Source organism: Prauserella halophila (assembly GCF_024171895.1).
Lineage (GTDB): Bacteria > Actinomycetota > Actinomycetes > Mycobacteriales > Pseudonocardiaceae > Prauserella > Prauserella halophila.
The window spans coordinates 979799-993699 of sequence record NZ_JAMTCQ010000008.1 but is presented as its reverse complement, the minus strand read 5'-3'; the positions used below and the strand labels follow the sequence as shown (position 1 = coordinate 993699).

General features: G+C 72.0%; 9 protein-coding genes. 5 read left to right on the top strand and 4 right to left on the bottom strand.

Features of this window, described 5'->3' with window-relative positions; translation table 11 throughout:
• Positions 1 to 338: 338 nt before the first annotated feature.
• From LY41_RS04880 to LY41_RS04865, 4 genes are all read right to left on the bottom strand, one after another.
• Positions 339 to 1163, bottom strand: a complete 825-nt coding sequence (locus tag LY41_RS04880) for a 2-keto-4-pentenoate hydratase (protein WP_253862582.1) — start codon at positions 1161 to 1163, stop codon at positions 339 to 341.
• Between the two features lie 50 nt (positions 1164 to 1213).
• Entirely contained in the window at positions 1214 to 4171 is a 2958-nt protein-coding gene (locus tag LY41_RS04875; protein ID WP_372493091.1) for an FAD-binding and (Fe-S)-binding domain-containing protein, read from the bottom strand.
• 25 nt (positions 4172 to 4196) lie between these two features.
• Positions 4197 to 5477: a hydroxyacid-oxoacid transhydrogenase gene (locus LY41_RS04870; protein ID WP_253862581.1), complete on the bottom strand. Its 1281-nt coding sequence runs from the start codon at positions 5475 to 5477 to the stop codon at positions 4197 to 4199.
• A 376-nt stretch (positions 5478 to 5853) separates the two neighbouring features.
• Positions 5854 to 6735: a phosphotransferase family protein gene (locus LY41_RS04865; protein ID WP_253862580.1), complete on the bottom strand. Its 882-nt coding sequence runs from the start codon at positions 6733 to 6735 to the stop codon at positions 5854 to 5856.
• A gap of 182 nt (positions 6736 to 6917) precedes the next feature.
• Here LY41_RS04865 and LY41_RS04860 point away from each other — a divergent pair, with 182 nt between their 5' ends.
• The 5 genes from LY41_RS04860 (at position 6918) to LY41_RS04840 (ending at position 13891) form a co-directional block, all read left to right on the top strand.
• A complete protein-coding gene (locus LY41_RS04860) occupies positions 6918 to 8345 on the top strand; it encodes an MFS transporter (protein WP_253862579.1) in 1428 nt (475 codons plus the stop codon).
• A 59-nt stretch (positions 8346 to 8404) separates the two neighbouring features.
• Positions 8405 to 9604, top strand: a complete 1200-nt coding sequence (locus LY41_RS04855) for a cysteine desulfurase family protein (RefSeq protein ID WP_253862578.1) — start codon at positions 8405 to 8407, stop codon at positions 9602 to 9604.
• A gap of 4 nt (positions 9605 to 9608) precedes the next feature.
• Complete coding sequence (gene mnmA, locus LY41_RS04850) at positions 9609 to 10700, top strand: tRNA 2-thiouridine(34) synthase MnmA (RefSeq protein WP_253862577.1); 1092 nt, start codon at positions 9609 to 9611, stop codon at positions 10698 to 10700.
• Positions 10701 to 11106: 406 nt separating this feature from the next.
• Positions 11107 to 12735: an acyl-CoA synthetase gene (locus tag LY41_RS04845; protein ID WP_253862576.1), complete on the top strand. Its 1629-nt coding sequence runs from the start codon at positions 11107 to 11109 to the stop codon at positions 12733 to 12735.
• Positions 12736 to 12853: 118 nt separating this feature from the next.
• Positions 12854 to 13891: a uroporphyrinogen decarboxylase/cobalamine-independent methonine synthase family protein gene (locus tag LY41_RS04840; protein WP_253862575.1), complete on the top strand. Its 1038-nt coding sequence runs from the start codon at positions 12854 to 12856 to the stop codon at positions 13889 to 13891.
• The last annotated feature ends 10 nt before the right edge of the window (positions 13892 to 13901 follow it).

Sequence of the window (13901 nt, the reverse complement as noted above, 5' to 3'; positions counted from 1 at the left end):
GCGTCCCGTCCACCTTCCGGCGGCGGGCATGGCACCGAAACGTTGACCACACGCCGTTGTGTGGGCCTGTCGGGCTCGAATGAGCCCTCGCGCGCAGTTCTTCGTTGTGGCGAACGGCGCTGGTGCGCAGACACGCGCCGTACCCGGGCAGGGTTCGCCTGCCGCGTGCGGCGCGCGCTGAACATCCCGGGATTGAACCGGTCTTATGACAGTAATGTGAAATCGCCGTTGTCGGGACTTCTCAGTGAGCGCTCGTGGGATACAACACTGCGGGATTGACGTCCGATCCGTCAACTGACTGATCCCGGGTCATCTGCTGTGACCTGCGAAAAGGATGGTCATTTCGCCGGTGCGGACCAGGGTGACGCAGTGTCGGCACCGAAGGTGGCCGTGACGTCTCCGAGACCATTCATGTGGGCGACGACGGTCTCCGAGGGCCCGACGGAGAAGGCCGGCGTCATCGCTCCCGGCAGCACGACGTGCCCCGGTTCGAGCGAGATGCCCAGCGGGCCGATCGTGTTGGCCAGCCACACGAGGGCGTTGAGCGGCGAGCCCAGCACCGCGCTGCCCGTTCCGGTGGCCGCCAGCTCGCCCGAGACGTACAGACTGCAGCCCATCAGCCGCAGGTCGACGGCCGGCAGCGGAGTCGGCTTCGTGCCGAGCACCACACCGCCGGAGGAGGCGTTGTCGGCGACCGTGTCGACGATCGAGATGCGCCAGTCCCGGATGCGCGAGTCGACGATCTCGAGCGCGGGCAGCACGAACTCGACCGCCCTCGCCGCGTCGGCCACCGTGACGCCGGGCCCGGTCAGCTCCCTGCCGAGGACGAACGCGACCTCGGGTTCGATGCGCGGTTGCAGGAACGCCGCCGTGATCGGCTGGTGCTCGAGGTGGAACATGCCACTCGTGAGATGGCCGAAGTCCGGCTGGTCGACGCCCATCTGCTGCTGCATCGCGGGCGAGGACAGGCCCACCTTGTGCCCCTTGACGATCTCGCCTGCCTCGACCCAGCCGCGGACCTGCTCCTGCTGGATCCGGTAGGCGTCCGTGACCGTGAGTTCCGGACGGGCCTCGACGATCGGGTCGGTGGGCGTACCCGTCTCGTAGGCCCGCCGCAGGCGTTTCGCGAGGTCTGCCGTGGTGGCGTCGTCGATGGCGTCCATGGGCTCACGGTCGGGGTCCGCGACGGGCGCCGGCAAGAGGACTGTTCCGGTCACCGGGACGGCCGGTGGCCACGGCCGCCCAGGGCTCGGTCGAGGATCTCGGCCAGGTGCAGCGCACGCCGCGACGTCAGGTCCGCGATCTGGGTGCGGCAGCTGAACCCGTCGGCGAGCACGAGCGTGTCCCCGGACGCGGCTTCCACCTCCGGGACGAGTGCCCGCTCGGCGGCGGCGACGGACACGTCGTAGTGGCCCTGCTCCATGCCGAAGTTGCCGGCCAGGCCGCAGCAGCCGGAGTCGAGCGTGCGGCAGGAGATCCCGGCCTTGGCCATCACCCGCTGGTCGGCGGCGTTGCCCGCGACGGCGTGCTGGTGGCAGTGCTGCTGGGTGATCGCCGGCACGGGCCCGTCCGAGCCGAGCTCGGGGAAGTCGACGTCGGGGGCGTACTGCTCGAGGAACTCCGCCAGCGTGAGGGCGTTGATCCCGTCCCCGGTGCCGCCGTCGATCTCGGCGGCGTCGAACAGGTCGTGGATGTCGTGGCGCAGCACCGCCAAGCAGCTCGGCTCCAGCGCGACGATCGGCGTGCCCGCGGCGATCTCCGGGCCGAGCACCGTCAGCGTCCGGCGCAGCACCGTGCGGGCGATGCCGAGCTGGCCGGTGGAGATCCACGTCAGTCCACAGCAGACCGACGAGCGGGGCAGCACGACGTCGAATCCCGCGTGGTCGAGCACGCGGGCCGCGGCGAGGCCGATGTCGGGGGAGAAGTGGTCGGTGAAGGTGTCCGGCCACAGCACGACCCGGGGACGGGTGAACGTGGGCGGCATGGTTTTCGCGCGGCTGCGCAGGCGGGTGCGCAGCGTGCGGCGGGCGAAGCGGGGCAGCGAGCGTTCCGGTGCGACGCCGCCGAGCCGGCTCAGCGCCCGCGACAGGCGCTGCGACCCGAGCACCGCGTTGGCCACCCGCGGCGCCACCGAGGCGAGCCGCGACCACAGCGGCAGGAAGCCGAGCGAGTAGTGCGACGCGGGCCGGATGCGGCGCCGGTAGTGCTGGTGCAGGAACTCCGCCTTGTACGAGGCCATGTCCACATTGACCGGACAGTCGGACAGGCATCCCTTGCACGCCAGGCAGAGGTCGAGCGCGTCGCGTACCTCGGTGGAACGCCAGCCGTCGGTGATCGTCTCGCCGCGCATCATCTCCGACAGCAACCGGGCGCGCCCGCGCGTGGAGTGCTCCTCGCGCCCCGTGGCCATGTAACTCGGGCACATCACCCCGGTCGAGGTGTCGACGCACTTGCCGACGCCGACGCAGCGGCGCGCCGCCACGGCGAGACTGCCGCCGTCGTGCGGGTACTTCAGCGTGAGCGGCAGCTCGCGCACCGGACCGTCGAACCGCAGGTCGGCGTCCATCGGGCGCGGGTGCACCAGGACATCCGGGTTGAGCAGGTCGCCGGGATCCCAGATGGCCTTGAACGCCTCGAACAGGCGCAGGATCTCCGGCGAGTACATGCGCGGCAGCAGCTCGGCGCGCGCCTGCCCGTCGCCGTGCTCACCGGACAGCGAACCGCCGTGCGCGACGACGAGATCGCCCGCGTCCTCCATGAACGAACGGAACCGGGCGCGGCCGTCGTCGTCGGTGAGCGTGAAGTCGATGCGCACGTGGACGCAGCCCTCGCCGAAGTGGCCGTAGGGAATGCCGCGCAGCCCGTGGTCGGCGAGCAGCCGCCGGAACTCCCGCAGGTAGGACCCGAGCCGCTCCGGCGGCACCGCGGCGTCCTCCCAGCCCGGCCAGGCCTCGGCGCTGCCCTCCGGCGTCGGGATGCGGGTCGCGATGCCGGATGCGGCCTCGCGGATCGACCACAGTTGCTTCTGCTCGGCCGGATCGTCGGCGATCGACGTCGTCGCACCCGTCTCGTCGGCCAGCGTGGCGGCGACCCGCTCCGCGCGCGCCCGCGCGTCGGCGATGTCGTCGCCGCCGATCTCGGCGAACAGCCAGCCGCCGCCCTCGGGCAGCCGGTCGAGCGCGGCGGGCCTGCGGCCGCGCACCAGCAGGGCGTCGATCATGTCCGAGCCCATGCCCTCCAGCGTGAGGGGTTCGAGCGGCAGGGCGTGGGGCACGGCATCGGCGGCGGCCACGTCGTCGGCGTAGCCGGCGACGAGCAGTACGCGGGCCGCGGGTGCGGGCACCAGGCGCACGGTCGCCTCGGTGAGCAGCGCGCACGTGCCCTCGCTGCCGACGAGGGCGCGGGCGACGTCGAAACCGTTCTCCGGCAGCAGCCGGTCCAGCGCGTAGCCGGACACGCGGCGGGGCAGCGACGGGAATCCCTGCCGGATCGTGGCCAGGTGGTCGTCGACGAGTGCCTTGAGCGCCCGGGTGTGGGCGTTGTCGGGCGCCTCGCCGGGGCCGAACGTCATCGCCGTGCCGTCGGCGGCCAGTACGTCGAGCGCGACGACGTTGTGCGTCGTGCGGCCCCACGCCACCGAATGCGAACCGCACGAGTCGTTGCCGATCATGCCGCCGAGCGTGCAGCGGCTGTGCGTCGACGGGTCCGGCCCGAACGTGAGCCCGTGCCGGGCCGCCTCGGCGCGCAGCGTGTCCAGCACGACGCCGGGCTGCACGCGCGCCGTCCGCGTCTCGGGGTCGAGGTCGAGGATGCGGTTCATGTACCGCGTGTGGTCGAGCACGACGCCCTCGCCGACGGCCTGCCCGGCGATGCTGGTGCCCGCCCCGCGCGCCGTGATCGGCACGCCGAGCTCGCGGCACACGCGCAGCACGGCGTGCACGTCGCCGGCATCGCGGGGGAAGACCACCGCGCGCGGCACGTGGCGGTAGTTCGACGCGTCCACGCTGAACACGGCGCGGGCGGTCGGATCGGCCTCGACGTCGCCGGTGACGGCGGCGCGGAGCCGGGCGGCGAGCCACTCGGCGTCGGCCCGTGCCGTGTCGGGCTGCGGCGCGTCGGGGCGGGGCGGGTCGGCGGGCGCTGCGGCGGCTTCGTTCACGGGATCGCTCACGGCGCCCACCGTAGGCGCCTGTGGCCTACCAATTCTCGAGCGACTCGGTGAGAACCGCTTCGACGTCCTCGTCGTGCACCGTTCGGGGTGCGACGGCCAGCAACCGCTGCTGCTGCATCGTTCCCTCGACGAGCGCGCCGATGTCGGAACGACCGTAGCCGACGCCGGACAGGCCGTTGGGGACACCGATGTCGCGCATCAGCGACGTCAGCGCCGCGGGCAGCCGTTCGCGCTCGTCGGCGGTGGCCTGCTGCGCACGCGGATCGAGGATGTCGGCCGCGCGCAGGTGTTTGCCCGGGTCGGTGGGGAAGGTGAAGCGGAACGCCGCCGGTGCCGTCAGCGAGACGGATTCGCCGTGCGGCACGAGCGCGACCTCCTGCGGATAGTTCGCAGGCCGGTACTCGCGCACCCTGCCCGCGATCGGATACGCGCACGCGTGCGGCACGTGCACGCCCGCATTGCCGAAGCCCATCCCCGCGAACGTCGCCGCGAGCATCATGTCGGTGCGGGCCTCGAGGTCGCCGCCGTTGAGGACGGCCTTGCGGAACGAGCGCGCCAACAGGTGCAGCGCCTGTTCGGTCCAGGCGTCGGAGATGGGGTTCGAGCCGTTGTAGGCCACCCGCGTCTCCGGAGTGTGTCGGGGGAACGAGTGGAACGGGCGTGCGGTGTAGGACTCGAGGGCGTGGCACAGCACGTCCATCCCGCTGGCCGCGGTGACCTCCGGCGGCATGGACAGCGTCAGCAGCGGGTCGATCACGGCGAGGTTCGGCCGCAGGTGGGAGTGGCTGATCCCGGATTTGACCTGCAGGTCGAGGAAGTCCATGACGCACACGGGAGTCGTCTCGGAGCCGGTTCCCGCCGTGGTCGGGACCGCGACGAGCGGTTTCAGCGGACCGTCGGGTGCCTTGCCCCTGCCGATCGGCTTGTTGACGTAGTCGTCGAGGTCGGCCGGGTAGGTCGTGAGGAGGTTGACCGCTTTGGCCGTGTCGATGGCCGAACCGCCGCCGACGCCGATGAAACCGTCCCACGTGGACTCGCTCGCGGCCTCGACCGCGTCGCGGACGCTCCGGTCGGTCGGCTCGACGTGCACCCGGTCGTAGATCTCGACGGTGAGCCCGCCCGCCTTGGCGGCATCGGCCACGCGCTGCGGCACCCCGGTGGCGGCGACGTCCGGGTCGGTGATGATCAGTACCCGCCGGGCGCCCAGTTGCGCGAGGTCCCAGCCGATCTCGTCCACGGCGCCCGCGCCGAACTTCAGCGGTGTCGCACCCCAGGTGAACACGGTCTCGTTCAGGTACTCGGTCATGCTGCCCACCTCCTCCTGGGCGGGGTCACGGCACCGGGCAGGGGCGCAGTGGGTGAGGCCACGGGCGGGCACTCGGTCATCGGCGAGCTCCAGGTTCATCGCGCGGCAGCCGGCAACCGCGGCCGCGTCGCGCTCCGTTGCGGACGGATTCGAGCCTTGCATCCCCGCGCTCGTTGATCAACCACTGAGCCGGTGTCCGATGTCCTGGCGGAGAGCTGAGGGAGGAGGCGACGGAATGCGCTGACGATCTCGGTGCTCGAGTGCTCGACCCTTTCGACCGAAAAGGCCATGGCGGTGCTCGTAGTCGGGGATCTCGACCCGGAGGTGGCGCTCGGGATTGGCCGTGTCGGGCCATGCCGGGCCATGCCGGGTCAGTTCAGGCAGGCAGGAACCAGCGGCGGGCCAGCGACGACAGCGTCGGGTCGTCGGGGGCGGGCAGGAGCCGCAGGTACGTCGACAGGTTCGAATACCGGTGCAGCAGTGTGTAGGCCAGCAGCCGGTGGGCGAGAGCGTCGTCGAGTTCGCTCGCGGCGTAGCCGTACCCGAGCAGCAGCTCCCGCAGCAGCGCCGTGTCGCCTGCCGCGAGGAACACGCCGACCGCCGAGAACTCGTACTCCGGTGCGCCCCGCATGGCGGGTTCGAAGTCGAGCAGCCCCGTGGGGGCGCACGTGTCGGGGTCGACGAACACGTGTTCCGGCATGACCTCGGTGTGCAGCAGCACCGGTGTCGCCGCGCCCAGGTCCACCGCGTCGAGGTCCACCGCGTCCAGGAAGCCGGGAATCTGCTCGCGCCAGTGCCGGTCCAGACCGAGACCGCCCTGGTGGGCCATCACCTCGCTGCGGCGATCCGTGAGGAACCGGGCCCAGTCGGCGGGCCACAGCTCCGGTGGTGGGACGGTATGGAGTTGTGCCAGCAGTCGGCCGATGCGGCGCATCAGGAGCACGCGGTCCGATGTGGACATCGAAGGCCAGGCCGTCGCGAGGTCCACGCCCGGAAGACGCCGCATCACGACGTACCGCCAGTCGTCGATCTCCCCCTCGCTCTCGACCCGGGGAGTCGCGACGTCGAGCTTGCCGTCGACCGCCCTGAGGGCCGCCAGCTCGGTGAGCGCCTCGTCGACGTCATCGGCCGGGTAGGCCTTCAGGACGAGGTCGTCTCCGACCGCGAAGACCGGCAGTGAACCGGTGGGCATCGGCTGCACCGGAAGGCCGGCGATGCCTTCGCGGGCGCACGCCGCCGCGACGGGGAAGGTGTCCACCGGAGCAGGCTACGACGGCACACCCCGCCGTACGAGCGGTTTCGGTGATTTCGGCCCGCGTTCCGGCGCCGAGGACGTCCCGGTGCCGGCGGAGCGGTGCCGGCGCGGCCGGGTGTCGGCGACGGAACGGTCGACGTCCGGGACTGGACCTCTAGTATGCTTGAGGTTGCATCGTTGCTGTCATGACGACGACCGACCCAGGCCGGCAGCACGTGGAGTCCTCGCCCCGGCGCCGGAGCGTGCTGTGGAGCCCCGAACACCGGACGACCACGGCGGGCGTGCTGCTGCTGGTCACGCTGATGGCCTTCGAGAACCTCGGGGTCGCGACCGCGATGCCGACGATGGTCGCCGACCTCGACGGCGGGGCGCTGTACTCGTGGCCGTTCACCTCGTTCCTGGTCGCCAGCGTGGTGGCGACGGTGCTGTCCGGTCGTGTGTGCGACCGCCGGGGTCCGGTGCCGTCGCTGCTCGGCGGCCCGGTGGTGTTCCTGGTGGGCCTGCTGGCGGCCGGGTTCGCGCCGAACATGGCCGTGCTGCTGACGGGGCGGTTCCTGCAGGGGCTCGGTACCGGCACCGTGCTGGTCGCCACGTCGCTGTTGATCGCGCTCGTGTTCACCGACGAGGAACGGCCGGTGATCTACGCCGCCAACGCGGCGGCGTGGGTGCTGCCCGCGGTGATCGGGCCGTCGATCGCGGGGCTGGTCACCGACACCGTCGGCTGGCGGTGGGTGTTCTACGGGCTGGTGCCGCTCGTCGTCGTGGGGCTGGCCCTGCTGGTGCCGGTGGTGCGCCGCATCGCGGCGTATCGTCCGCCGCCGACCCGGCGCGCGGCGAGCGTGCCCGCCGCCGTCACGGTCGCGGTGGGGGTGGCCGCGCTGACGTGGGCCGCCCAGCATCCGTCGCCGCTCGCGCTCGGCTACGGCGCAGCGGGCCTGGTCGCGGTCGGGTTCGCACTGCGCAGGCTGCTGCCTGCCGGGACGCTGACCGACCGCGGCGGACTGGGCGGACTGGTGCGCTCGCGGGCGTTGCTGGCGGGCACGTTCGCCGGCATGGAGGCGTTCCTGCCCCTGACGATGACCGCCGTACACGGCTACAGCCCCGCCCTGGCGGGACTGCCGCTGACCGTCACGGCACTGAGCTGGTCGGTGGGATCGGCGCTGCAGGGTCGGTTCCCGGGCTGGGACCGCGACCGGCTGGTGCGGACCGGGTTCGCGCTGGTCGGAACGGGGGTGGCGCTGTTCGGCTGCGTCGCGTTGCCGGGATGCCCCGGATGGGTGGCGTTCGTGGCGGCGGTCGTCGGCGGTGCGGGGATGGGCATGGCCTTCCCGTCGGTGCAGGTTCTGATGCTGCGGCGGGCCGACGAATCGGAACGCGGGTTCGCCAGCTCGGCCATGCAGCTCGGCGACTGGGTGACATCGGCGCTGGTCATCGGCTTCGGCGGGGTGCTGCTCGGCGTGCTCGGGTCGGCAGCGGCGCCCGGTACACCGATCGTGGTGCTCGCCGCGTCGCTGACGGCACTGGCCGTGGTGGGCGGCACGTCGGCCGGTGCGCGACGGCAGGGCAATGACCTGGGAACGGACCTGGGAACGGACCTGGAAGCGGACCTGTGAGCGGTCCGTGAGCGACGCCGCAGCGTTCGCCGTGAGGGCCCGACTACCCTGGTGAGGCGATGACCTACCTCGACCATGCGGCGACCACCCCCATGTTGCCGGACGCCATTGCGGCGATGAGCGACGCGATGTCCACCGTGGGCAACGCGTCATCGCTGCATTCCTCGGGGCGCCGGGCACGGCGCGTCGTCGAGGAGGCCAGGGAGGTCGTGGCCGAGGCGCTGGACGCACGGCCGTCCGAGGTCGTCTTCACCGGCGGCGGGACGGAGAGCGACAACCTCGCCGTCAAGGGCACCTTCTGGGCGCGCAGGGACGCCGACCCGGCGCGCCGCCGGATCCTGCTCAGTGCCGTCGAGCACCACGCCGTGCTCGACGCCGTCCACTGGCTGGCCGACCACGAGGGCGCCGAGCTGACCTGGCTGGAGGTCGACGACCACGGCCGGGTGCGGCCCGAGACGTTGCGCGCCGCCTTCGAACAGGGCCATTCCGACATCGCGCTCGCGACCGTCATGTGGGCGAACAACGAGGTGGGCACCGTCAACCCGGTCGCCGAGCTCGCGGCCGTCTGCGCCGAGTACGACGTCCCGCTGCACACCGATGCGGTGCAGGCCGTCGGGGGCGTCGAGGTCGGATTCGCCGCCTCGGGCGCGCAGGCGCTGACGCTCACGGGGCACAAGATCGGCGGGCCGTACGGCGTCGGTGCCTTGCTGCTGGACCGGGCGACCCCGGCCGTTCCGCTGATCCACGGCGGCGGACAGGAGCGTGAGGTGCGGTCCGGGACGCTGGACGTGCCGGGCATCCACGCGTTCGCCACGGCCGTGCGGGCCTCCGTCGAGCATCGCAGGGAGGTCGCCGACCGCGTGGCCAAGCTGCGCGACGAGCTGATCACCGCGGTGCAGTCCGAGGTACCGGACGCCGTGCTGAACGGCCTGCCCGCCGGGTCGCCGGACCGGCTGCCCGGGATCGTGCACGTCACGTTCCCGGGGTGCGCAGGCGACAGCCTGCTGATGCTGCTCGACGCGAAAGGCGTCGAGTGCTCCACCGGCTCGGCGTGCACCGCGGGCGTGGCCGAACCGAGCCACGTGCTGACCGCGATGGGCGCCGATGCCACGGCGGCCCGCGGTTCGCTGCGGTTCTCGCTGGGCCACACATCCACCCAGGACGACGTCGACGCGCTCGCGCGGGAACTGCGCGGTGCCGTCGACAGGGCACGCCAGGCGGGCCTCGCCGGCATGCGTAAGCAGAAGCAGGAGGCATGAGCCGATGCGCGTACTGGCCGCGATGAGCGGGGGCGTGGACTCGGCGGTGGCGGCGGCGCGTGCCGTCGAGGCCGGACACGACGTGACGGGCGTACACCTGGCGTTGTCGGCGAAGCCCGGCACGCTCCGTACCGGGGCCCGCGGGTGCTGCACCGTCGAGGACTCCCGCGACGCCCGCAGGGCCGCCGACATCCTCGGCATCCCGTTCTACGTGTGGGATTTCGCCGAGCGGTTCACCGAGGAGGTCGTGGAGACCTTCGTCGGCGAGTACGCGGCGGGACGCACACCCAACCCGTGTGTCACCTGCAACGAGAAGATCAAGTTCGAGGCGCTGCTGGAGAAGGCGATCGCGCTCGGCTTCGACGCGGTGTGCACCGGGCACTACGCCCGCCTGTCCGTCTCCGGCGGGGTGCCGGAGTTGCGCCGCAGCGCCGACGACCACAAGGACCAGTCGTACGTGCTGGCCTCGCTGACGCCGCAGCAGTTGCGGCACGCGATGTTCCCGCTCGGCGCCTCGCGCAAGCCGGACGTGCGCGACGAGGCCGCCGAGCGGGGACTGGCCGTGGCCGAGAAGCCCGACAGCCACGACATCTGCTTCATTCCCGACGGCGACACGAAGAAGTTCCTGGACGACCGGTTGGGGGAGCGGCCCGGCGACCTCGTCGACGCCGAGACCGGTGCCGTGCTGGGCCAGCACAGCGGGGTCCACGGCTTCACGGTCGGCCAGCGCAAGGGCCTCGGCATCGACGCGCCCGCGGCCGACGGCAAGCCGCGGTACGTGCTGTCGCTGGAGCCGGTCTCCGGAACGGTGGAGGTCGGTTCGTCGCAGGAACTGTCGGTGTCCACGATCGACGCCGACCGCGCGATCTGGCCGTCGGAGCAGCCGCTGCCCGGTCCGACCGAGTGCGTCGTGCAGGTGCGGGCGCACGGCGGGATGGCGCCTGCCGTGGCCGAGGCCGACGGCGATGCGGTGCGGATGTCGCTGCGCGAACCGTTGACGGGTGTCGCCCCGGGGCAGGTCGCGGTCCTCTACCGCCCCGACTCCGAGGCGGGCGACGTCGTCCTCGGCAGCGCGAAGATCGCCGCCACGGCATAACTCCTCCCGACCCTCCCGCGCATGTCCTGCACTCGGACACGCGTGTTCTGCATCGGGACACGCGTGTTCTGCGTTCGTGCCGAGCCCGTCGCCGTGTTGCATCCTCGGGTGGCCGTGTTGCGGTCTCCGGTGGCCGTGTTGCGGATTCCGGGGCCTGTGTTGCGGTTCCACGTCGCCGTGTTGTGCATCCAGGCTGCCGTGTTGCGTGTTCCGGACGGGGAGCCGTGTCCATGGCCGAGTGGGTCGGCGTTGCCCGAGTGCAGGACACGCGGTGCTGAATGCAGAACACGCGGTGCTGAGTGCAGGACATGCGGTGTTGAACGGTTCATTCGGGTGGGGGATGATCGCGGCCACGACGCAGGTCGAGTGCGTCGTGATCCCGACGTCGCGATCACGAAGGAGCCGAATGACGAACGCAGGGACCGCCGCACCGGACAGCGCCGCATCGGACAGCGCCGCATCGGACAGCGCCGCACCGAGTGGCATTCGTTCCAGCACGATCGCCGACATCCCGCGGCGCAGCGCCTCGCGGACACCGCACCGGGTGGCGATCCGGTTCGCCGACCGCACGTGGACGTACGCCGAGCTGGATGCGGCCGTCACGCGCGCCGCCGCGCACCTGCTCTCGCTCGGCCTGCGCCACGGCGACCGCGTCGCCGCCTACGGCAAGAACTCCGACGCGTTCCTCATCGGTTTCCTCGCGTGTGCCCGCGTGGGACTGGTTCACGTGCCGGTCAACTACAACCTCACCGGTGACGAGCTCGCCTACCTGATCACCCAGTCCGGCAGCCGCATGGTGCTCACCGACCCGGCACTGCGCAGCAACCTCGACGCCCTCGACCTGCCCGTCGAGCGGATCCTGCCGCTGCGGGACGCCCCGGACGACTCACTGTTGGCGGTCGCGAGCACCGGAGACGCCGCAGACCTCGACGCCGCAGACCCCGACGCCGCGCTCGACGCCCAGCTTGCTACCCCGGTCGCCGACACCGACCTCGCCCAGCTGCTCTACACCTCGGGCACGACGTCGAAGCCGAAGGGCGCGATGATGACGCACCGCGCGCTCGTGCACGAGTACCTCTCGTGCATCGTCGATCTCGACCTGTCCGCCGACGACGAGCCGTTGCACGTCATGCCGCTGTACCACTCGGCGCAGCTGCACGTGTTCCTCATGCCGTGGCTGGCGGTCGGTGCCACCAACACGATCGTCGAAACCCCCGACCCCGCCGACATCCTCCGCCGGATGGCCGACGACCGGCACGGCGCGTTCTTCGCCGCGCCGACGCTGTGGGTGGCGCTCGCCAACCACGCCGACTTCGACACCCGCGACCTGTCCGCGCTGCGCAAGGCCTACTACGGCGCGTCGATCATGCCCGGTCCGGTCCTGCAGCGCCTCCGCGAGAAGCTGCCGCAGCTCGGGTTCTACAACTGCTTCGGCCAGTCGGAGATCGGTCCATTGGCGACCGTGTTGCGGCCCGAGGACCACGAGACCCACCCCGAATCCGCGGGCCGTCCCGTGCTGTTCGTCGAGGCGCGGGTCGTCGACGGCGAGGGCCACGACGTCCGACCGGGTGGCGAGGGCGAGATCGTGTACCGGTCCCCGCAGCTGTGCCTCGGCTACTGGGACAAGCCCGAGGAGACCGCCGAGGTCTTCAGCGGAGGGGGATGGTTCCGCTCGGGTGACCTGGTGCGGGTGGACGAGGACGGCTACGTCTTCGTCGTCGACCGCATCAAGGACGTCATCAACACCGGTGGCGTCATGGTGGCCTCGCGTGAGGTCGAGGACGCGCTGTACACCCACCCGGACGTCGGCGAGGTGGCCGTGGTCGGCCTGCCCGACGAGAAGTGGATCGAGGCCGTCACCGCCGTCGTGGTCCCGAAGGGCGGCGGTGAGCCCGGCGAGGACGAGCTGACGCAGTGGGTCCACGATCGGCTGGCGACCTTCAAGGTGCCCAAGCAGGTGCACTTCGTCGAGGACCTGCCGCGCAACGCCTCCGGCAAGATCCTCAAGCGGGAATTGCGCGACCGTTTCGCCTGAGCGCGGACGTGGCGCGTACGAGACCGGCCGCGGGTTCGCCGGCGATCATGCCGGCGTTGCGGCGCGAATCGGTGGTGCCCCGCTCGTGGCGGCAGGCGGATGGGAAACAATCGGGACCGTGGAACAGCGAGTGTGGCCGAGCGGCGTGGCGACGGGGATCGGATCGATGCCGGGCACGGACATCGCCGAGGCGGCGGCGATCGTGTTCGGGGAACTGCCGGACCTGCCGCATCTACCGGAACTGCCCGACCGCGGAGTCGGCGCCGACCTGCTCGGCCGTACCGCCGGGATGCTCGTCGACCTGGCGGTGGACGTCGTGCCGACGGGGTATCGCATCGCCGACCGGCCGGGCCGGCACCACCGGCGGGCGGTCGACCTGGCGCGCTGGGACATCGACGCCGTCACCGAGGCGGCCAACCACGCGGGCACCGCGCCGTGGGCGGTGAAGACGCAGGTCTCCGGGCCGTGGACGACGGCGGCGGGTATCGAACTCGCCCGCGGGCGCCGGGTGCTGACCGACCACGGCGCGACGCGCGACGTCGTGGAGTCGCTGCTCGAAGGCATCACCGCGCACGTGGCCGAGTTGTCGCAGCGCACCGGCGCCGGCGTCGTCGTGCAGCTCGACGAGCCGACGCTGCCGGACGTGCTGGCCGGCGCGCTGCCGACACCGTCCGGGTACGGCACGGTCGGCGCGGTCCCCGAACCCGAGGCGCGGGAACTGCTGCACCACGTCGTCACGCGCGTCGCCGACATCACCGGCAACCCGGTCATCGTGCACTGCTGCGCGCGCAGGCCCCCGGTGGCGCTGTTGCGTGCGGCGGGCGCGCACGCGATCGCCCTCGACGCGACACTGCTCGACGGCGCGCCGGGCAGTCTGCTCGACGAGCTCGGTGAGACGTGGGATGCCGGCGTGCAGCTCGGTCTGGGGCTGATCCCCGCCGAACCACCCGCCGTGTGGCCGGATCTGGATCGCGTGGCACGGCCCGCGCTCGACCTGGTGGACCGCCTCGGGTTCAGCCGGTCGATCCTGGCCGAGCGTGCGCTGGTGACGCCGACGTGCGGGCTCGCGGGGGCGACCGGGGACTGGTTGCGCCGCGCGCTGGCGCTGACCCGCGACGTCGGCAAGGCATTCGTCGAACCGCCGGAACGCTGGTAGAGGGGCAGAT

Bases quoted from the DNA above. Each gene is read 5' to 3' on its own strand.
- mnmA (WP_253862577.1), top strand. From the start codon at position 9,609: ATGCGCGTACTGGCCGCGATGAGCGGGGGCGTGGACTCGGCGGTGGCG.
- LY41_RS04880 (WP_253862582.1), bottom strand. From the start codon at position 1,163: ATGGACGCCATCGACGACGCCACCACGGCAGACCTCGCGAAACGCCTG.
- LY41_RS04855 (WP_253862578.1), top strand. From the start codon at position 8,405: ATGACCTACCTCGACCATGCGGCGACCACCCCCATGTTGCCGGACGCC.
- LY41_RS04870 (WP_253862581.1), bottom strand. From the start codon at position 5,477: ATGACCGAGTACCTGAACGAGACCGTGTTCACCTGGGGTGCGACACCG.
- LY41_RS04860 (WP_253862579.1), top strand. From the start codon at position 6,918: ATGACGACGACCGACCCAGGCCGGCAGCACGTGGAGTCCTCGCCCCGG.
- LY41_RS04845 (WP_253862576.1), top strand. From the start codon at position 11,107: ATGACGAACGCAGGGACCGCCGCACCGGACAGCGCCGCATCGGACAGC.